The 21,009-nt window shown below is 59.6% G+C and carries 12 protein-coding genes; 2 read left to right on the top strand and 10 right to left on the bottom strand.

The annotated features are described in order from the left end of the window. Nucleotides 1-74 precede the first annotated feature (74 nt). On the bottom strand, nt 75-2,162 hold the full coding sequence (gene malQ / locus ENTCL_RS01600) for a 4-alpha-glucanotransferase (protein ID WP_013364376.1): 2,088 nt from the start codon (nt 2,160-2,162) through the stop codon (nt 75-77). Between the two features lie 9 nt (nt 2,163-2,171). Continuing rightward, nucleotides 2,172-4,565, bottom strand: coding sequence for a maltodextrin phosphorylase (gene malP, locus ENTCL_RS01595; protein ID WP_013364375.1), 2,394 nt, complete (start codon nt 4,563-4,565; stop codon nt 2,172-2,174). Nucleotides 4,566-5,132: 567 nt separating this feature from the next. Between malP and malT the strand changes: the two genes are divergently transcribed. Further along, complete coding sequence (gene malT, locus ENTCL_RS01590) at nt 5,133-7,838, top strand: HTH-type transcriptional regulator MalT (RefSeq protein ID WP_013364374.1); 2,706 nt, start codon at nt 5,133-5,135, stop codon at nt 7,836-7,838. A gap of 9 nt (nt 7,839-7,847) precedes the next feature. Here the strand turns inward: malT and ENTCL_RS01585 are convergent, their stop codons facing one another. Genes ENTCL_RS01585 through glpE form a run of 3 tightly spaced genes read right to left on the bottom strand, consistent with a single transcriptional unit; the run spans nt 7,848 to nt 9,825 of the window. Further along, nucleotides 7,848-8,606 (bottom strand): DeoR/GlpR family transcriptional regulator, encoded by a 759-nt coding sequence (locus ENTCL_RS01585; RefSeq protein WP_013364373.1) that lies wholly within the window; start codon nt 8,604-8,606, stop codon nt 7,848-7,850. Nucleotides 8,607-8,623: 17 nt separating this feature from the next. Further along, on the bottom strand, nt 8,624-9,454 hold the full coding sequence (gene glpG, locus ENTCL_RS01580) for a rhomboid family intramembrane serine protease GlpG (RefSeq protein WP_044611867.1): 831 nt from the start codon (nt 9,452-9,454) through the stop codon (nt 8,624-8,626). Between the two features lie 44 nt (nt 9,455-9,498). Then, nucleotides 9,499-9,825 carry a thiosulfate sulfurtransferase GlpE gene (gene glpE, locus ENTCL_RS01575; RefSeq protein ID WP_013364371.1) on the bottom strand — a complete coding sequence of 109 codons (327 nt, stop codon included), beginning with the start codon at nt 9,823-9,825 and terminating at the stop codon, nt 9,499-9,501. Between the two features lie 210 nt (nt 9,826-10,035). Between glpE and glpD the strand changes: the two genes are divergently transcribed. Then, nucleotides 10,036-11,544, top strand: a complete 1,509-nt coding sequence (glpD, locus tag ENTCL_RS01570) for a glycerol-3-phosphate dehydrogenase (protein WP_013364370.1) — start codon at nt 10,036-10,038, stop codon at nt 11,542-11,544. 45 nt (nt 11,545-11,589) lie between these two features. Here the strand turns inward: glpD and glgP are convergent, their stop codons facing one another. Genes glgP through glgB form a run of 5 tightly spaced genes read right to left on the bottom strand, consistent with a single transcriptional unit; the run spans nt 11,590 to nt 20,970 of the window. Next, the gene (gene glgP, locus ENTCL_RS01565) at nt 11,590-14,037 is read right to left on the bottom strand and encodes a glycogen phosphorylase (protein ID WP_013364369.1); all 2,448 of its coding nucleotides are present in this window, start codon (nt 14,035-14,037) and stop codon (nt 11,590-11,592) included. A 17-nt stretch (nt 14,038-14,054) separates the two neighbouring features. Then, nucleotides 14,055-15,488 (bottom strand): glycogen synthase GlgA, encoded by a 1,434-nt coding sequence (gene glgA, locus ENTCL_RS01560; RefSeq protein ID WP_013364368.1) that lies wholly within the window; start codon nt 15,486-15,488, stop codon nt 14,055-14,057. Continuing rightward, nucleotides 15,488-16,783 (bottom strand): glucose-1-phosphate adenylyltransferase, encoded by a 1,296-nt coding sequence (glgC, locus tag ENTCL_RS01555; protein ID WP_013364367.1) that lies wholly within the window; start codon nt 16,781-16,783, stop codon nt 15,488-15,490. Before glgC ends, glgA begins: the two co-directional genes overlap by 1 nt. Before the next feature lie 21 nt (nt 16,784-16,804). Continuing rightward, on the bottom strand, nt 16,805-18,787 hold the full coding sequence (gene glgX, locus ENTCL_RS01550) for a glycogen debranching protein GlgX (protein WP_013364366.1): 1,983 nt from the start codon (nt 18,785-18,787) through the stop codon (nt 16,805-16,807). Next, the gene (gene glgB / locus ENTCL_RS01545; RefSeq protein ID WP_013364365.1) at nt 18,784-20,970 is read right to left on the bottom strand and encodes a 1,4-alpha-glucan branching enzyme; all 2,187 of its coding nucleotides are present in this window, start codon (nt 20,968-20,970) and stop codon (nt 18,784-18,786) included. The genes glgX and glgB overlap by 4 nt, the downstream gene beginning before the upstream one ends. Between the last annotated feature and the right edge of the window lie 39 nt (nt 20,971-21,009).

Raw genomic sequence — 21,009 nt, 5'->3', positions numbered from 1 at the left:
TGTAAAAAGCCGGGCGGCGGTTGCGCCTTACCCGGCCTGCACTTCCTTCCCTCTCCTTCAACGGAGAGGGAAAATCACCGCTTCTTACCCAATGCCTTCCTGCGCTTATCCAGATCCTTAATCAGCTTGTTGACCCGGTCATCGGCGAACATCGCCTCCAGCGAGGTGGAAAGTTTGCGACGCCAGTTCGGGTACTGATCGCTGGTGCCGGGAATGTTCACCGGCTCCGGCATCTCCAGCCAGTCTTCCGGCTGTAGCCCCAGCAGGGCGCTGTTGCTGTCAGCAATAAAGCGCTGCATCCCGCGGTTAAGCGTGGGGGTCATCCCCATCAGCGAGGCGTGGCGCCCGACGCGTTTCGGCAGGCAGCCGTATTTGTGCAGCGCATTCAAAAGCCCCTGCTTCGCCTTTTCCCTGTCCTGATACAGCCCGCGCAGCACGACCTCGTCCGGGTAGAGCCCCAGCGTTTTGCCAAGCGTCAGATCGCCGCTCTCCCAGTAGCCGCGAAGCGTCGGCAGGTCATGGGTGGTGGCGACCGCCATCGACTGGACCGGATACGCCTTCGGCGCCCGGAAGGTCTTCCCGGCGTCGTTTTCGAAATACAGCACCTTGTAGGAATAAACGCCGCTCTTACGCAGCTTGCCGACGATCTCTACCGGCACGGTGCCCAGATCTTCGCCGATCACCATGCACTGATGGCGTTTGCTCTCCAGCGCAAGGACTGACAGCAGCGCATCGACCGGGTACTGCACATACGCTCCGTGGTCCGCCGTTTCACCGTAGGGGATCCACCACAGCCGCAGCACCGACATGACGTGATCGATACGCAGCGCGCCGCAGTTTTGCATATTGGCGCGCAGCAGTTCGATAAACGGCTCGTAGGCTCTGGCGACCATCACGTGCGGATCCATCGGCGGCAGCCCCCAGTTTTGCCCCAGCGGACCGAGGATATCCGGCGGCGCGCCGACGGAGGCTTTCAGGCAGTACAGCTCCCGGTCGCACCAGGTCTCAGCGCCGCCCTCCGCAACGCCGACCGCAAGATCGCGGTACAGGCCGATGGGCATCTCATGCCGCTGGCTCTCCTGCCAGCAGGCGGCAAACTGGCTCCAGGCCAGCCACTGCAGCCAGAGGAAGAAATCCACCTCGTCGGCGTGCTGTTCGCAAAACGCGCGCACCTGCGGGCTGCTAATGTCCTGCAGCGCCTTCGGCCACGCCGGCCACCCCCAGCGCAGCGGGTCGAGCTTCACCTGCTGCGCGTGCAGGGCGTCAAACGCCGCCTGCCAGTACAGGCTTTCGCCCTCCTGCGCCACAAAGCGGCGAAACGCCGCCATCGGCTCATCATCGCGGGCGGAAAAGTCTTCCCACGCCATGCGCAGCGCCGTCATCTTCAGCCGGGTCACCGCGGTGTAATCGACCTGCTCAGCCTCCCGCGCCGCGCGCAGCGCCTGCTGCGTGGCGGGGAGCTGCCACCACGCCTGCGCGGCGCGGCTGGTGCGAAAATCGTCGACGGCGTTGACGTCAATGTAGATAACGTTCAGCCAGCGGCGGGACGATGGGCTATAGGGGCTGGCGCTTTCCGGGTTCGCCGGATAGAGCGCATGGATGGGGTTCAGGCCGATAAAAGCGCCGCCGCGACGGGCAATCTCCGGCAGCATCGCCTGCAGATCGCCGAAATCGCCGATGCCCCAGTTATGTGCCGAACGCAGGGTATACAGCTGCACGCAGCTGCCCCACAGCTTCTCCCCCTGCTTTAGGGCCTGCGGCTCGTAGCAGCGCTCCGGCGCGACGATGACCCGGCAGTGCCAGCGATGCGCCTGCTGGGTCAACGTCAGGGAGTGATAGCCTTCCGGCAGACGGGCCGGCAGGTTGAGCGCCTTCCCGCCGCTGGCAACCCCCTGGTGCAGTACGCCCTCTTCGGTGGTCAGCAGCCACTGGTATTCGCCGTGCCCCTCTACCGCCAGCGCCATCTTTTTCCCGTGGGTGAACACCGTCACGTTAGGTACCGGCGTAACTGCCGCCGGACGGCCCTGGGTGGCGTGGTGCATAGCGTCGAGCAAGCGCCGTTTGGTGTCGGCACCAATAGACTGCGGTTTGCCGTGGGCATTGATATAGTTCGGGCTGATGCCCGCCGCCAGCGCGGCATTATCCAGACGTTTGCTCTCCATAGCGTTTCCTTAACGTTTTGCCTGCCAGATACGGTGTTGATAATCGCGAATGGAGCGGTCGGAGCTGAACATCCCGCAGCGCGCGGAGTTGAGAATGGCCGCGCGGGTCCAGGCCTCCTGGTCGCGGTACAGCACGTCGACCTGCTTTTGCGCCTCGACATAGGCGGCAAAGTCCGCCAGCACCAGGTACGGATCGCCGCCCTGCTTGCCGATACTGTGCAGCATCTGGTCAAACGCGTGCTTGTCGCCGCCGCTGTACTTGCCGCTCTCCAGCTCTTTTAGCACCGCGTCCAGCAGCTTATCTTTTTTGCGCCACTTCAGCGGGTCATAGCCTTTGGCCTTCAGGGCTTTAACCTGTTCCACGGTATGGCCGAAGATAAAAATATTCTCTTCGCCGACCTGCTCGGCAATTTCCACGTTGGCGCCATCCAGCGTCCCTACGGTCAGCGCGCCGTTAAGCGCCAGCTTCATGTTGCCGGTGCCGGAGGCCTCTTTACCGGCCGTCGAAATCTGTTCCGACACGTCCGCCGCCGGGATCAGCATTTCCGCCGCCGATACGCAGTAGTCCGGCAGGAACACCACCTTCAGCTTATCGCCCACCAGCGGGTCGTTGTTCACCGCCTCGGCGACCTTATTGATGGCGAAAATGATGTTCTTCGCCAGGTAGTAGCCCGGCGCCGCCTTGGCGCCGAACAGGAACACGCGCGGGACGCGGTTCGCCTTCGGGTTTTCACGAATCTCTTTGTACAGCGCCAGAATATGCAGCAGGTTCAGGTGCTGACGCTTGTACTCGTGCAGACGTTTGATCTGGATATCAAAGATGGCCTGCGGGTTGATATCAATCCCGGTGCGGGCTTTGACGAATGCCGCCAGACGCACTTTGTTCGCCTGCTTAATCTCGCGATACTGCTTGCGAAACGCCGCGTCGTCGGCCTGTTTTTCCAGATGAATAAGCTGGTCCAGATCGTTGGCCCACTCTTTTTTCAGCGTCTTATCAAACAGCGCGGCCAGGGCCGGGTTGCACTGCTTGATCCAGCGGCGCGGCGTGATGCCGTTGGTGACGTTATGGAACTTGTTCGGCCAAAGCTCATGATATTCCGGGAACAGGTCCTTCACCACCAGCTCGGAGTGCAGCGCCGCCACGCCGTTGACGGCGAAGCCGCTCACCACGCACAGGTTCGCCATGCGTACCTGTTTGTCATGCACCACCGCAAGCCTGGCCCACACGGCCTTATCGCCAGGCCAGGTTTTCTTCACCAGCGCTTTGAAGCGCTCGTTGATCTCGTTGATTATCTGCATATGGCGCGGCAGCAGCGCTTTCACCAGCTTCTCATCCCAGCACTCAAGCGCTTCCGGCATCAGCGTGTGGTTGGTGTACGCGAAGGTCCGGCTGGTGATGGCCCATGCGTCGTCCCAGCTCAGCTGGTGCTCATCGATAAGCACGCGCAGCAGCTCCGGAATAGCGATCGTCGGGTGGGTATCGTTAAGCTGAATAACCTCGAATTTCGGCAGTTCGGCGAGCTTGCGCCCCGCCAGGTGATGGCGACGCAGAATATCCGCCACCGAGCAGGCGCACTGGAAATACTGCTGCATCAGGCGCAGCTTTTTGCCGGCGAGGTGGTTGTCGTTCGGGTAGAGCACTTTGGTCAGCTTTTCGGCGTCGATGCCCTGCTGCTCGGCGCGCAGGAAGTCGCCGTCGTTAAATTTGGTCAGGTTGAAGGGATGCGCGTGCTTCGCCTGCCACAGGCGCAGCGGCTGCGCGACGCCGTTACGGTAGCCCAGCACCGGCAGATCCCAGGCTTCGCCGACGAGGGTAAAGCCCGGCACCCAGTGGCCGCTTTTCGACACCTTGCCGCCAATACCCACCTGCACATCAAGCTGCGCGTTGTGGCGAAACCACGGGTAGCTGCCGCGCTGCCAGTCGTCCGGCGCCTCCATCTGCTGCCCGTCGGCGAAGGACTGGCGAAACAGCCCGTACTGGTAGTTGAGGCCGTAGCCGATCGCCGATTGCCCGACGGTCGCCATGGAGTCGAGGAAGCAGGCCGCCAGCCGACCGAGGCCGCCGTTGCCCAGCGCCGGGTCGGTCTCCTGCTCCAGCAGGTCGCTCAGGTTAACGTCGTACCCTTTCAGCTCATCGCTCACCGCCTGATACCAGCCGAGGTTCAGCAGGTTATTGCCGGTGAGGCGGCCGATCAGAAACTCCATCGAAATGTAGTTCACGTGACGCTGCTCTTTAGCGGGTTTCACCGCCGGCTGAGCGGCCAGCATTTCCGCCAGCGCGGCGCTCACGGCCTGCCACCACTGGCGCTGCGTCATCTCCTGCGCGGTCTGTAAACCCAAACGCTGCCACTGACGCGTCAGCGCTGCCTGAAACTGTTCCTGGTTGAAGATCGTCTGTGACATAAGTAATCAAATCCTGTTAATTAACACGTTGTCGTTAGTGTCTCAGGCTGCCCCGCCAGCGTCCTCATCCTGCCGGGGATTAGGCAGGGAGGAGCAGCAGGGATGAGCAAAAAGTGTGATCGCGGCCACCTTAACGTTAGCCTTTCACGGTAAATCTGCCCTGTTTTACCGGCTCTGGATGACAAAAAGTGAAAGGTTATTTTGCAAAATATCGGCAGGAACGGAAATGCGGCAAGCGTTAAATACGCATTCCCTGGCAGATGTCGGCCTTTTTCGTTATTTATGTCGGCACAATGACACAATTTTAAATAACGACCCGCCAGCGTAATATCGTAGAGCAACGATTTCGCAACATTAAATCCCCCTGCGCCGCCAGGTTTTACGCGCACTGGCGCCGGTTTCAGCGACAGCATTTAACAAATCGAAGGATTTGTGACAGAGCGCAAATTCGCAAGCATTAAATTTGGACATAACTTGCAATACATTTCTGTTTATCCGAACGTAGCAAACATTAATTACGAAGCGCGAAAAAAATATCTCCTCCCCTCACAGTGAAGTGATTAGCTTATGTTGATTCCGTCCAAACTAAGTCGTCCGGTTCGTCTTGAGCACACCGTGGTTCGGGAACGTCTGCTGGCCAAACTTTCCGGCGCGAACAATTACCGTCTGGTGCTAATTACCAGCCCGGCGGGATATGGCAAAACAACGCTCATTTCACAGTGGGCGGCGGGAAAGCACGATCTCGGCTGGTTCTCGCTGGATGAGGGAGATAATCAGCAGGAGCGTTTCGCCAGCTATCTTATTGCCGCCATTCAGCAGGCCACCGGCGGCCACTGCGCCGCCAGTGAAACCATGGTGCAAAAACGCCAGTACGCCAGCCTGACGTCGCTGTTCGCGCAGCTGTTTATCGAGCTGGCGACGTGGCAGCGCCCGCTGTATCTGGTGATTGACGACTACCATCTCATCACCAATCCGGTCATCCATGACGCGATGCGCTTTTTCCTGCGCCATCAGCCGGAAAATATGACCCTGCTGGTGATGTCGCGCAATCTGCCGCAGCTTGGCATCGCCAACCTGCGCGTGCGCGATCAGCTGCTGGAGATCGGCAGCCAGCTGCTGGCGTTTAACCATCAGGAGGCCCAGCAGTTTTTCGACTGCCGCCTCGCCTCGCCAATCGAGGCCGAAGAAAGCCGCCAGATGTGCGATGACGTGGCCGGCTGGGCGACAGCGCTGCAGCTGATTGCCCTTTCCGCCCGCCAGAACAACAGCGCCGCAAGCCATTCCGCGCGCCGCCTTGCCGGTATCAACGCCAGCCATCTCTCCGACTACCTCGTGGATGAGGTACTGGATAACGTTGACGCGCCAACCCGCAGCTTTCTGCTGAAAAGCTCGCTGCTGCGCTCGATGAACGATGCGCTGATCGTCCGCGTGACCGGTGAGGAAAACGGTCAAATGCGGCTGGAAGAGATTGAGCGCCAGGGGCTCTTTTTACAGCGTATGGACAACTCCGGCGAATGGTTCAGCTACCATCCGCTGTTCGGCAGCTTCCTGCGCCAGCGCTGCCAGTGGGAGCTGGCGACGGAGCTGCCGGAAATTCACCGCGCGGCGGCAGAGAGCTGGATGGCGCAGGGTTTTCCCAGCGAGGCCATCCATCACGCGCTGTCGGCGGGCGACCCGCACATGCTGCGCGATATTCTGCTGAATCACGCCTGGGGCCTGTTCCACCACAGCGAACTGGCGCTGCTCGAAGAGTCGCTGGCGGCGCTCCCCTGGGAGAGCCTGCTGGAGAACCCGCGCCTGGTGCTACTGCAGGCCTGGCTGATGCAAAGCCAGCACCGCTACAGCGAAGTGAACACCCTGCTGGCGCGCGCCGAGCAGGAGATGCCGGTCGATATGGACGCCTCCCTGCACGGCGACTTTAACGCCCTGCGCGCCCAGGTCGCCATTAACGACGGCGACCAGGAGGAGGCCGAGCGTCTGGCGATGGTCGCGCTGGAGGAGCTGCCGCTCGCCAGCTACTACAGCCGTATCGTCGCGACATCGGTGCACGGCGAAGTGCTGCACTGTAAAGGCCAGCTCAGTAAATCGCTGACGGTGATGCAGCAGACGGAACAGATGGCCCGCCGCCATGACGTCTGGCACTACGCGCTGTGGAGCCTGATTCAGCAAAGCGAAATTCTGTTTGCCCAGGGATTTTTACAGGCGTCCTGGGAAACCCAGGAGAAAGCCTTTCAGCTTATCCGCGACCAGCATCTGGAACAGCTGCCGATGCACGAGTTCCTGCTGCGCATTCGCGCGCAGCTGCTGTGGGCGTGGGCGCGAATGGACGAAGCCGAGCACAGCGCGCGTCACGGTATGGAGGTGCTTGCCGACTACCAGCCTCAGCAGCAGCTGCAGTGTCTGGCCCTGCTGGTGCAGAGTTCGCTGGCCCGCGGCAATCTGGACAATGCCCGCAACCACCTGAACCGTTTAGAAAACCTGCTCGGCAACGGCCAGTACCACAGCGACTGGGTCTCCAACGCCGACAAGGTGCGCGTGATCTACTGGCAGATGACGGGGGACAAAAAGGCGGCGGCCAACTGGCTGCGCCAGACGCCGAAGCCTGCATTCGCTAATAACCACTTTCTGCAGGGCCAGTGGCGCAATATCGCCCGGGCGCAAATCCTGCTGGGCGAGTTTGACGCCGCGCAAGAGGTGCTGGAGGAGCTCAACGACAACGCGCGTTCGCTGCGCCTGATGAGCGATCTCAACCGCAACCTGCTGCTGCTCAATCAGCTGTACTGGCAGTCGAACCGAAAAACCGACGCTCAGCGCATGCTGCTGGAGGCGCTCACCCTGGCCAACCGCACCGGCTTTATCAGTCATTTTGTCATTGAGGGTGAAGCCATGGCGCAGCAGCTGCGCCAGCTTATCCAGCTCAACACGCTGCCGGAGCTGGAGCAGCATCGCGCCCAGCGTATTTTGCGCGAGATTAACCAGCATCATCGGCATAAGTTCGCCCATTTTGACGAGAATTTCGTCGAACGCCTACTGAATCATCCGGAAGTGCCGGAGCTTATCCGCACCAGCCCGCTGACCCAGCGCGAATGGCAGGTGCTGGGGTTAATCTATTCCGGCTACAGCAACGAGCAGATCGCCGGCGAGCTTGACGTCGCGGCCACGACCATCAAAACCCATATCCGCAATCTGTATCAGAAACTCGGGGTTGCGCACCGCCAGGACGCCGTCCTGCACGCCCAGCGGCTGCTTAAAATGATGGGATACGGCGTGTAGCGGCTGACGTCAGCACAGCTCCAGCTGGATGTTGTGCTCGGCAATCACCTGCATCACGCCTGCGGGCGGCATAATGTCGGTATACACCGCATCCACCATGCTGATGCTGCCCATATTGACCATTGCGTTACGGCCAAATTTCGAGTGATCCACCACCAGCATCGTATGGCGCGAGTTCTCGATGATCGCGCGTTTGGTGCGCACCTCGTGGTAGTCGAACTCCAGCAACGAGCCGTCGCTGTCGATGCCGCTAATCCCCAGAATGCCGTAGTCCAGGCGGAACTGGGAGATAAAGTCGAGCGTCGCTTCGCCGATGATGCCGCCGTCCCGGCTGCGCAGCTCGCCGCCGGCCAGGATAATGCGAAAATCGTCTTTCGCCATTAAGGTATTGGCGACGTTCAGGTTGTTGGTCACGATACGCAGGTCAGAATGGTGCAGCAGCGCATGAGCGACCGCTTCCGGCGTGGTGCCGATATCAATAAACAGCGCGGCGCCGTCCGGGATCTGGCTTGCCACCTTCCGGGCGATGCGCTCTTTCTCCGCCGCCTGGGTCGTACGGCGGTCCTGCCACGAGGTATTCACCGCGCTGGACGGCATTGCCGCTCCGCCGTGGTGGCGCAGAATCATCTTCTGCTCGGCTAAATCGTTCAGGTCGCGACGAATGGTTTGCGGGCTGACGGCGAACTGCTCCACCAGCTCTTCCGTGCTGACATAACCCTGTTTTTTTACCAGCTCGATAATCGCGTCATGACGTTGTGTTTGTTTCATGAAATATCCCTGGAAAATTATGTTCGTTTTCGCACATTTTGAGTGTCCGCAAACGCCATGGCGAGGCCAACGGCCAGCCCGGCCACATGGGCGCCGTTTGCAATCGACATACCAAATAGATCAAACCAGCCGGCGACCAGCCACAGCAGGGAGAACAGTATCAACCCGCGCTGCAGATACACGCCGCTTTGCGGGTCGCGCTCGCCGCGCAGCCAGACGTACCCCATCAGCGCGTAAACCACTCCGGATAAACCGCCGAACCACGGTCCGCTGAATTTCTGCTGAATAAAGCCGCTGAGCAGCGCGCTTATCACCGTAATCACAATGAGTTTGCCGCTGCCGAGGCGCTTCTCGACCGCGCCGCCAAGATACCACCACCATAGCAGGTTAAAGAGGATATGCAGCAGCGAGAAATGCATAAAAGCATGGGTAACGTAGCGCCAGAGCTCAAAATTCAGAGAGGGATCATACGGCCACGCCAGCCAGCCCATTACCGCCCGATCGCCAACGATGTTCATCACGATAAACACCAGAATGCAGGCCATCATGATGCACCAGGTAAAAGGTCCGGCGTTGTTCTTCAACGTCGCGAGAAACGGGAAACGGCGGTAGTGCAGGCCGCTGTTGGTATGGCCCGACTGCCAGCTCGCCGCCAGATAGCGCGGATCGGCGGGGTTTTCCAGAAAGCAGGCCAACTCCTGCTGAACCCGTCCGGCCTGGCTTTCGTCGGCGAGCCAAATGTCGCTCTGAGTATGTTGCTGAATGGTCAGGATAATACCCTGCGTCGCCATATAGTCGACAAACGCCTGGGCGACGCGCGGGTTTGCAAAAGAGGTGATCATCAACATGCAGAGAGTCGCTTATTCCACACAAAAGGAGACAGTATACGCCGTCATGCGTCGCGCGCCACCTCTGCCGGGAAATGGCGATGCCAGGCGTCAAACCCGCCGTCAACGCTGTAGACCTGGTCATAGCCCTGCTGCAACAGATACTGCGCCGCCCCCTTACTGCTGTTGCCGTGGTAGCACATCACCATCACCACGGTATCGAAATCGTGATCGCGCATAAACGCGCCCAGCGTATCGTTGGTCAGATGGAACGCGCCGGGCGCATGGCCAAGCGCATAGCTCTGCGGGTCGCGGATATCCACCAGTACCGCCATGCCCTGCTGCAGCTTCTGATGCGCTTCTTCTACATTAATACACTCGAATTGTTCCATGACGCTCTCTTTGATGTTGTTCAGGTGGGTGCGGGCAAAACCAGCGCACTATTTTACCTTTTAGTGTACGTCCTGACGGGAGATAAACACTAATTTGTTATACGCATCACTCTGAAATGTTTTTTTGATGTTACTAAAAGCGCGTTTGTTTGCTATGATGAGCGATATCGAACATTTATGAGCTTTAACGAAAGTACACGAGGGTGCAGCATGGAAACCAAAGATCTGATTGTGATAGGCGGTGGCATCAACGGTGCCGGCATCGCGGCAGACGCCGCTGGACGCGGTTTATCCGTGCTGATGCTCGAAGCGCAGGACCTTGCCTGCGCCACCTCAAGCGCCAGTTCGAAGCTTATTCATGGCGGTCTGCGCTACCTTGAACACTACGAATTCCGCCTGGTGAGCGAGGCGCTGGCCGAACGTGAAGTGCTGCTGAAGATGGCGCCGCACATCGCCTTCCCGATGCGTTTTCGTCTGCCCCACCGTCCGCATCTGCGTCCGGCGTGGATGATCCGCATTGGTCTTTTTATGTACGACCACCTCGGAAAACGCACCAGCCTGCCGGGCTCTGCCGGATTGCGATTTGGCGCAGAATCGGTCCTCAAGCCGGAAATTGTGCGCGGTTTCGAATATTCCGACTGCTGGGTGGATGATGCGCGTCTGGTGCTGGCTAATGCGCAGATGGTGGTGAAAAAAGGCGGCGAAGTGCTGACCCGCACCCGCGCAACCGCCGCCCGTCGCGAAAACGGCCTGTGGATTGTCGACGCGGAAGATATCGATACCGGCAAGAAATACAGCTGGCAGGCGAAAGGCCTGGTCAATGCCACCGGCCCGTGGGTGAAACAATTCTTTGACGACGGCATGCACCTGCCGTCGCCGTACGGCATCCGCCTGATTAAGGGCAGCCATATCGTAGTGCCGCGCGTTCACACCCAGAAGCAGGCCTATATCCTGCAAAACGAAGATAAACGCATCGTGTTCGTGATCCCGTGGATGGACGAATTCTCCATCATCGGCACCACGGACGTGGAATATAAAGGCGACCCGAAAAACGTTGAGATCGACGAGAGCGAAATCAGCTACCTGCTGAAGGTCTATAACGCGCATTTCAACAAGCAGCTTGGCCGTGACGATATCGTCTGGACCTACTCCGGCGTCCGTCCGCTGTGCGATGATGAATCCGACTCGCCGCAGGCCATCACCCGCGACTATACGCTGGACATCCACGACGACCACGGCAAAGCGCCGCTGCTGTCGGTCTTTGGCGGTAAGCTCACCACCTACCGTAAGCTGGCGGAACACGCGCTGGAAAAACTGACGCCGTACTATCGGGGCATCGGCCCGGCGTGGACCAAAGGCGCGGTGCTGCCCGGCGGAGAGATCGGCGGCGATCGCGACGATTTTGCCGCCAGACTGCGCCGTCGCTATCCGTTCATCAGCGAATCATTAGCCCGCCACTTTGCCCGCACCTACGGTAGCAACAGCGAGCAAATCCTTGGCGAAGCGAAAGATATTGCGGATCTCGGCGAACATTTCGGCCACGAGTTCTATGAAGCCGAGCTGCGCTATCTGGTGGAGCATGAGTGGGTGCGCCGTCTGGACGATGCCATCTGGCGTCGCACGAAACAGGGGATGTGGCTGAATGCGGAGGAGCAGTCGCGCGTCGCGCAGTGGCTGTTACAGCATGCGGGAAAGCGTGAACTGTCGTTAGCGTCATAGTTCTTTATTGCCCGACCCCGCATACCGGGGTCGGGCAACGTACATTTACAGCCTCACCGGATCGATATGCCAGATGTGATCCGCATACTCCTGAATAGTCCTGTCTGATGAGAAGTAGCCCATATTGGCGATGTTGCGCATCGCTTTGGTGGTCCACTCCTCCGGGTTCAGGTACAGATCGTCCACCTTATCCTGACAGTCCACATAGCTGCGGTAATCCGCCAGCACCTGATAGTGGTCGCCGAAGTTAATCAGCGAATCCACCAGGTCGCGGTAGCGTCCGGGTTCCGCCGGGCTGAACACGCCGCTGCCGATTTGCGTCAGCACCTGATGCAGTTCTTCATCCTGCTCATAATAGTCGCGCGGCTTGTAGCCCTTCTGGCGCAGCGCCTCAACCTCTTCCGCCGTGTTGCCGAAAATAAAGATATTGTCGGCCCCTACGTGCTCGAGCATTTCGACGTTGGCTCCGTCCAGCGTGCCGATGGTCAGCGCGCCGTTCAGCGCGAACTTCATGTTGCTGGTGCCGGACGCTTCGGTGCCCGCCAGCGAAATCTGCTCAGAGAGGTCGGCCGCCGGGATAATCACCTGCGCAAGGCTTACGCTGTAGTTTGGAATGAACACCACCTTCAGCCTGTCGCCAATTTCCGGGTCGTTGTTCACCACCGCCGCAACGTCGTTGATCAAGTGGATAATATGCTTCGCCATGTAGTACGCCGACGCCGCCTTACCGGCAAAGATATTCACGCGCGGCACCCACTCGGCGTCAGGATCGGACTTGATACGGTTGTAGCGCGTAATCACATGCAGCACGTTCATCAGCTGACGCTTGTACTCATGGATGCGTTTGATCTGTACGTCAAACAGCGATTTCGGGTTCACCACCACGTTCAGCTGCTGGGCGATGTAGTTCGCCAGCCGCTTCTTATTTTCCAGTTTGGCATGATGCACAGCCTGGTTAACGGTGGGGTAATCGATATGCTGTTCGAGATCGCTCAGCTGGCTTAAGTCGGTACGCCAGGTGCGGCCGATATTTTCATCCAGCACCTCCGAGAGCGGCGGGTTCGCCAGCGCCAGCCAGCGCCGCGGCGTCACGCCGTTGGTGACGTTGGTAAAGCGCATCGGGAAGACGGCGGCGAAATCGGCAAACAGCGACTGCACCATCAGGTTCGAGTGCAGCTCGGAAACGCCGTTGACCTTGTGGCTGACCACCACCGCCAGCCACGCCATACGCACGCGGCGGCCGTTGGACTCATCGATGATCGACGTGCGGCTCAGCAGCCCGGTGTCGTTCGGATACTGCCCCTGCAGCGTTTTCAGGAAGTAGTCGTTGATTTCAAAGATGATCTGCAGGTGGCGCGGCAGAATTTTGCCAAGCATATCCACCGGCCAGGTTTCCAGCGCTTCGCTCATCAGGGTGTGGTTGGTGTAGGAGAACACCTGGCAGGCCACCTCAAAGGCATCGTCCCAGCTGTACCGGTGCTCGTCGATAAGCAGGCGCATCAGCTCAGGAATCGACAGCACCGGATGGGTGTCGTTGAGGTGGATAGCTATTTTGTCCGCCAGGTTGCTGTAGGTTTTATGCAGCTGGTAATGGCGGCTCAGAATGTCCTGCACGGTAGCGGAAACCAGGAAATACTCCTGGCGCAGGCGCAGCTCGCGCCCGGAGTAGGTCGAGTCGTCAGGATAGAGCACGCGCGAGACGTTTTCGGAGTGGTTTTTATCCTCCACCGCCGCGAAGTAGTCGCCCTGGTTGAATTTACCAAGGTTGATTTCGCTGCTCGCCTGAGCGCTCCACAGCCGCAGCGTGTTGGTCGCATCGGTATCGTAACCGGGGATTATCTGGTCGTAGGCTTCGGCGAGGATCTCTTCGGTCTCAATCCAGCGGCTTTTCTTGCCTTCCTGCTGAACGCGCCCGCCAAAACGGACCTTATAGCGCGTATTGTGGCGTTCAAACTCCCACGGGTTGCCGTACTCCAGCCAGTAGTCCGGCGACTCCTTCTGACGGCCGTCGACAATGTTCTGCTTGAACATGCCATAGTCATAGCGAATGCCGTATCCGCGGCCCGGCAGCCCCAGGGTGGCCAGCGAGTCGAGGAAGCAGGCGGCCAGGCGCCCCAGACCGCCGTTGCCAAGGCCCGGGTCGTTTTCTTCGTCAATCAGCTCTTCGAGATCCAGCCCCATCGCCGACAGCGCGCTTTGCACGTCATCGTAAATCCCCAGCGACAGCAGGGCGTTGGAAAGGGTGCGTCCAATCAGAAATTCCATCGACAGGTAGTAAACCTGACGAACCTCCTGAGAAAGTTGCGCACGATTAGAACGCAGCCAGCGCTCCACCAGACGGTCACGAACGGCAAACAGCGTGGCGTTCAGCCATTCGTGCTTGTTGGCAATCGCCGGGTCTTTCCCTATGATAAACATCAGCTTATAGGCAATAGAGTGCTTCAGTGCCTCAACGCTGAGTGTCGGTGATGCATACGTAAAGGGTGCATTCATAGAAATGGTTCCTGTCATTACATCAAGCGTTGATAAAGTTCGCGGTAAGCGTGCGCCGCTACTTGCCAGCTAAAATCCATGCTCATTGCCTGACGCTGCACGTAACGCCAGAGCGACGGGCGCGACCACAACACGAACGCACGCCGAATCGCTCTTAGCAGCGACCAGGCATTACTGTCTTCAAAGACAAAACCGCTGGCAATACCGTCCGCCAGGTTCTCCAGCGAGCTGTCGGAAACGGTGTCCGCTAACCCGCCGGTGCGGCGCACCAGCGGCAGCGTGCCGTACTTCAGACCATACAGCTGGGTCAGCCCGCAGGGCTCAAAGCGCGACGGCACCAGAATCACGTCCGCGCCGCCCATGATCCGGTGCGAGAAGGCTTCATGGTAGCCAATCTGAACGCCCACCTGGCCCGGATGCTCCGCCGCAGCGGCAAGGAACCCTTCCTGCAGCACCGGGTCGCCCGCTCCCAACAGCGCCAGCTGACCGCCCTGCTCCAGCAGCCCTGGCAAGGCCTCCAGCACCAGATCCAACCCTTTCTGGCTGGTCAGGCGGCTGACGACGGCGAACAGCGGGACTTTGTCATTCACCTTAAGCCCCATCGCAATCTGCAGCTGGCGCTTGTTTTCCGCTTTCTCCTCCAGCGTATCGCGCATATAGCGCGAAGCCAGCAGCAGATCGTGCTCAGGGTTCCAGATTTTGTCGTCAACGCCGTTGAGAATACCGGACAGACGCCCCTCCGTATGGCGCTGGCGCAGCAGCCCTTCCATTCCGTAGGCGAACTGCGGCTCGGTAATTTCACGCGCATAGGTCGGGCTCACCGCCGTAATGTGGTCGGCGTAATAGAGCCCCGCTTTGAGAAACGATATCTGCCCATTGAACTCCAGCCCATGCATGTTATAGAACGACCATGGCAGTTGAATGTCATTCATATGGCGGGCGTAGAACATCCCCTGATAGGCCAGGTTATGTACCGTAAACACCGACTTCGCCGGCCGCCCGCGGGCGGCGAGGTAGGCAGGCGTCAGCCCGGCATGCCAGTCGTGCGCATGCACGACGTCCGGGCGCCAGAACGGGTCCAGCCCGCAGGCCATCTCGCAGCCCACCCACCCTAACAGCGCGAATCGCAGCACGTTGTCGGTATACGCATGCAGATTCGTGTCGTGATAGGGGCTCCCCGGACGGTCATAGAGATGCGGCGCGTCGATCAGATAGATGCCGACGCCGTTGAAGTGGCCGAACAGCAGCGTAATGCGCCCGGCGAACGTCTCGCGTCGCGTCACCACCTGCGCGTCCGGCACCCCGCGGCGAATATCCGGAAACGCGGGCAGCAGCACGCGGGTATCCACCCCATCGGCGATCTGTGCGGCCGGTAATGCGCCAATGACGTCCGCCAGCCCGCCGGTTTTCAGCAGCGGGAACATCTCTGAACATACATGTAAGACCAGCATTATCGCTCCTGTTTGTGCCCCAGCTTGCGCAGCATTTCGCGCGTAACCAGCACGATACCTTCCTCAGAACGATAGAAGCGACGAGCGTCCTCTTCCGCGTTCTCACCAATGACCATGCCTTCCGGGATAACGCAGGCGCGGTCGATAATGCAGCGGCGCAGACGGCACGAGCGGCCTATCCACACCTCCGGCAGCAAGACTGCCGAATCAATGTTACAGAATGAGTTAATCCGCACGCGCGGGAACAGCACCGACTGCACCACCACCGAGCCGGAGATAATGCAGCCGCCGGACACCAGCGAGTTCAGGGTCATACCGTGACTGCCCGAACGGTCCTGAACGAATTTTGCCGGCGGCAGCGGTTCCATATGGGTGCGAATCGGCCAGTTCTGATCGTACATGTCCAGCTCCGGCATAACGGATGCGAGGTCGAGGTTCGCTTTCCAGTAGGCTTCCAGAGTTCCCACATCGCGCCAGTACGGCTCCGAGTTCGGGTCGGACTGCACGCAGGACAACGGGAATGGATGTGCATACGCCATGCCAGCTTTGGTGATTTTAGGAATGATGTCTTTGCCGAAATCGTGGCTGGAGTTTTCGTCGAGGTCGTCCTCTTCCAGCAGCTCATAAAGATAATCAGCATCAAAGACATAAATCCCCATGCTGGCTAACGATTTGTTCGGATCGTTAGGCATCGCAGGCGGATTCGCCGGTTTTTCCACAAAGTCGATAATCTTTTCGCGCTCGTCGACGGCCATCACGCCGAAGGCTGTTGCCTCCTCAATGGGCACCGGCATACAGGCCACGGTGCAGCGCGCCCCTTTTTCGACATGGTCGATCAGCATGCGCGAGTAGTCCTGTTTGTAAATATGGTCACCCGCGAGAATGACGACATACTCCGCCTTATAGCGACGGATGATGTCGAGGTTCTGCGTCACCGCATCCGCCGTACCGCGGTACCAGTTTTCACCGTGCACGCGCTGCTGGGCGGGGAGCAGATCGACGAATTCGTTCATCTCTTCGCTAAAGAACGACCAACCGCGCTGGATGTGCTGCACCAGCGTATGGGACTGATACTGCGTGATAACGCCAATACGACGAATACCGGAGTTAATACAGTTAGATAACGCAAAGTCGATAATGCGGAACTTGCCGCCGAAGTGCACTGCGGGTTTTGCGCGCTTGTTCGTCAGATCCTTCAGGCGGGTACCACGTCCCCCCGCCAGGATCAGCGCCACTGATTTAATCGGCAGTTGACGAGCCAGCATCAACGGATCATTTTTTTCCAGGCCTACCATGATTAACTCCTTTTATACTCTTCAGAACATTGACCTTTCAAAGACACACACTCCGTGCGCGGGTCCATGCCAGACAGCCATAATGACCGGATTGTCCTCTCCGGCGAACGGGGGAATGGCGCGCCAGTTCCCAGTGGGTAACACAATTTCTGCAACCTCCGCAGAGGCGTTGAGGGTGATAAGCCAACGCTGCGCAAGCAGGATCTGCATGCGCGGAACGCCGTGCTGCCACTCCTCTGCGCTCAGAGGTTGCGCATCCTTATTGAGCCAACAAACGCTGCCGTCGCCCTCCTGCCACCAGCGATCGCCGGTCAGCGCCGGGATCTTCTGGCGCAGGTGGATCAACGCCGCGGTAAACGTAGTGAGCCCGGCATTCGCCTGTTCCCAGTCAAGCCAGGTTAAGGCGTTGTCCTGACAGTAGGCATTGTTGTTGCCATGCTGGCTGTGCCCATGCTCATCACCGGCCAATAGCATCGGCGTCCCTTGCGAAAGCAGCAGCGTCGCTATCAGCGCATGAAGGCTGGCCCGCCGCCGCTCTATCACATCAAGACGACCGCCTAATCCTTCTATACCATGGTTATTACTATGGTTATTGTTAGTACCGTCGCGGTTCTCCTCTCCGTTTGCCTCATTATGTTTCTGATTGAAACAAACGCAGTCGCGCAGGGTAAAACCGTCGTGCGCCGTGATCAGATTGATGGACGCCGAAGGCGGTCTCCCGTTGCGTTGAAACAGATCGCTTGAGGCGGCAAAGCGTTGAGCAAAATCGCCAAGCGAAAGCGACTGCTGCAACCAGAAGCGCCGCATGCTGTCGCGAAAATGGTCGTTCCACTCGGCGAACAGCGGCGGAAAGTTGCCGACCTGGTAGCCGCCCGGGCCGATATCCCAGGGTTCGGCAATCAGCTTGACCGCCGACAGCACCGGATCGCGCCGGATAGCCTCAAACAGCGGCGCATCCTGGCGAAATTCCGGCGTGCGCCCCATCACCGAGGCCAGATCGAAGCGAAAACCATCGACATGGCATTCATCCACCCAAAAACGCAGGCACTGGCGGGCGTACTCCACCACGTCAGGCGCACTCAGGTTGAGGGTGTTGCCGCAGCCGGTCCAGTTATGGTAATCGCCGTCTTCCCTTATCCAATAATAGCTACGGTTATCAATTCCACGCAGGGAGAAGGTCGGCCCTTCCAGATCGATCTCCGCGCTGTGGTTCAGCACCACGTCGAGGATCACCTCGATCCCCGCCTTGTGCAGCGCCTTAACCGCATCGCGAAACTCGCTCAGCGCGGATGCCGCCGCCGTCGCATAGCGGGGATCGAGCGCAAATATCGCCAGCGGGTTATAGCCCCAGTAGTTGGACAACCCGAGGCGCTGCAGGCGCGCCTCGCTGACAAAATGGGCGACCGGCATCAGCTCCAGCGCGGTAATGCCCAGCTGTTTGAAGTAGCTGAGCATCTGCGGATGCGCAAGCGCCTTATAGGTGCCGCGTATCTCCTGAGGAATAGCGGGATGCTGAAAGGTCAGCCCCTTCACGTGCGCTTCGTAGATAACCGTGTTGCCCCACGGTGTACGGGGCGCGGTATCGCCGCCCCAGTCGTAGTGCAGATCCACCACCACCGACTTCGGCGCCACGGGGGCGCTGTCGCGGTGGTCAGGCTCATCGAAACCGCCGTGCAGGCGCGGCTCATCCTTGAGCTCCCCCGATACGCGACAGGCGCACGGGTCGAGCAGCAGCTTCGCCGGGTTAAAGCGGTGCCCCTGCGCAGGCTCCCACGGTCCGTGAACGCGAAAGCCGTAGCGCAAACCGGGGCGCGCCGCCGGCAGGTAGCCGTGCCAGACGTTGCCGGTCCGTGACGGCAAGTCCTCGCGATGCTCATTGCCGTCCTGGTCAAACACACAGAGTTCCACCCGCTGCGCGTGGGCGGAAAACAGCGTGAAGTTCACGCCGTTGCCGTCATAACGCGCGCCCAGAGGCGCAGGTGTTCCCGCCGTGAGTTTTTTCATTCCCCCTCCCGCACCAGCCACAGGGTGGACAGCGGCGGCAGCGTCAGCGACAGCGAATGCTGGCGGCCGTGGCTCGCTATCTCATCGCTCTGCACTGCGCCGCCGTTACCGGCGTTGCTGCCGTGGTAGTGCGTCGAATCGGTGTTCATCTCTTCGCGCCAGCGGCCCGGCTGGTTAATACCGAAGCGGTAATGGTGACGCGGCACCGGCGTAAAGTTGCTGATGACGATGATTTCGTTGCCCTGGCGGTCGCGGCGCACGAACGCCAGCACCGAACGCTCGTTATCGTCGACCACCAGCCACTCAAAGCCGTACGACTCGAAATCCAGCTCGTGCAGCGCTTTATGGTGACGGTAGGTGTGGTTGAGGTCGCGCACCAGGCGCTGTACGCCGTGGTGCCAGTTATCCCCGCCCTCCAGCAGATGCCAGTCAAGGCTGCTGTCATGATTCCACTCGCGTCCCTGGGCGAATTCGTTGCCCATAAACAGCAGCTTTTTACCCGGGAAGGCGAACATCCAGCCGTAGTAGGCGCGCAGGTTGGCGAACTTCTGCCACGCATCGCCCGGCATCCGGTCGAGAATCGATTTCTTACCGTGCACCACTTCGTCGTGCGACAGCGGCAGGATGAAGTTCTCGGTGTAGTTGTAGAGCATGCCGAAGGTGAGCTTGTCGTGGTGATACTGACGGTGCACCGGATCGAGCTTCATGTAGTCGAGCGTGTCGTGCATCCAGCCAAGGTTCCACTTGAACCAGAAGCCGAGGCCGCCCATCGACGCCGGGCGCGAGACGCCGGCAAAATCGGTCGACTCTTCCGCCATGCTCACCGCGCCCGGCACCTGCTCGCCAAGAATGCGGTTGGTGCTGCGCAGGAACTCAATAGCTTCCAGATTTTCACGCCCGCCGTGCTCGTTCGGGATCCACTCGCCCTCTTTGCGGCTGTAGTCGCGGTAGATCATCGACGCCACCGCGTCCACGCGCAGGGCGTCGATGCCGAAGCGTTCGATCCAGTACAGCGCGTTGCCCACCAGATAGTTGGCGACTTCGCGGCGACCGTAGTTATAGATAAGCGTATTCCAGTCCTGGTGATAGCCTTCGCGCGGGTCGCTGTGCTCGTACAGCTCGGTGCCGTCAAAGCGCGCCAGGCCAAAATCATCGGAGGGGAAATGCCCCGGCACCCAGTCAAGAATGACGTTAAGCCCGGCGGCGTGCGCGGCGTTGATGAAGTAACGGAAGTCGTCGCGGGTGCCGAAACGGCGCGTCGGCGCATACAGCCCGGTAGGCTGATAGCCCCAGCTGCCGTCGAACGGATGCTCGTTAACCGGCATCAGCTCGAGATGGGTGAAGCCCATCCACTTCGCGTAGGGCACCAGCTGATCCGCCAGCTCGCGGTAGCTCAGCCAGAAGTTGTTGTCGGTATGGCGGCGCCAGGAGCCGAGATGCACCTCGTAAATGGAAATCGGCGCGTCGAACTGGTTGGCCCTGCGGCGCGACTCCGGCTGCTCGACCTTCTCCGGCAGTCCGCAGATAAGCGAGGCGGTTTCCGGGCGCATCTGCGCTTCAAAGGCGTACGGGTCGGCCTTGATGCGCAGCTTGCCGTGCGCATCAATCATTTCGAACTTATACAGCTGGCCGTGCTGCGCGCCGGGGATAAACAGCTCCCAGATGCCGGACTCCGCGCGCAGGCGCATCGGATGACGACGGCCGTCCCAGTAGTTGAACTGACCCACCACGGAGACGCGACGGGCGTTTGGCGCCCAGACGGAGAAGCGGGTGCCGGTCACGCCATCCATGGTATCCGCGTGCGCCCCCAGCGTTTCGTACGGCCGCAGGTGCGTACCTTCCGACAGCAGCCAGGCGTCCATCTCCTGCAGCAGCGGGCCAAAGCGATACGGATCGTCAATCAGGTTCTGCTGGCCATGCCACATGACGGCCAGCTGGTAGCGGAAAGGGTTTTTACGACGCGGCAGCACGCCGCAAAAGAAACCACGCGAATCGAGGCACTCCAGCTTGCCCACTTTACGCCCGGTTTTCGGCTCAATGACCCACACGTCGGTGGCGTCAGGTAAGAGTGCGCGGACTTCCAGTCCTGCGTCGGTACTATGCATGCCAAGCACGGAAAATGGGTCCGCAAAGTGGCCGGCAATAAGGGCATTAATCACGTCTCTATCGATACGATCGGACATGTTCATCATCCTGTTTTATGTGTCGCCACATTCCTGTTC

Source organism: [Enterobacter] lignolyticus SCF1, assembly GCF_000164865.1.
In the GTDB taxonomy this organism is placed as follows: domain Bacteria; phylum Pseudomonadota; class Gammaproteobacteria; order Enterobacterales; family Enterobacteriaceae; genus Enterobacter_B; species Enterobacter_B lignolyticus.
The sequence above is the reverse complement of the archived record's forward strand: the minus strand, read 5'-3'. Positions and strand labels throughout refer to the sequence as shown.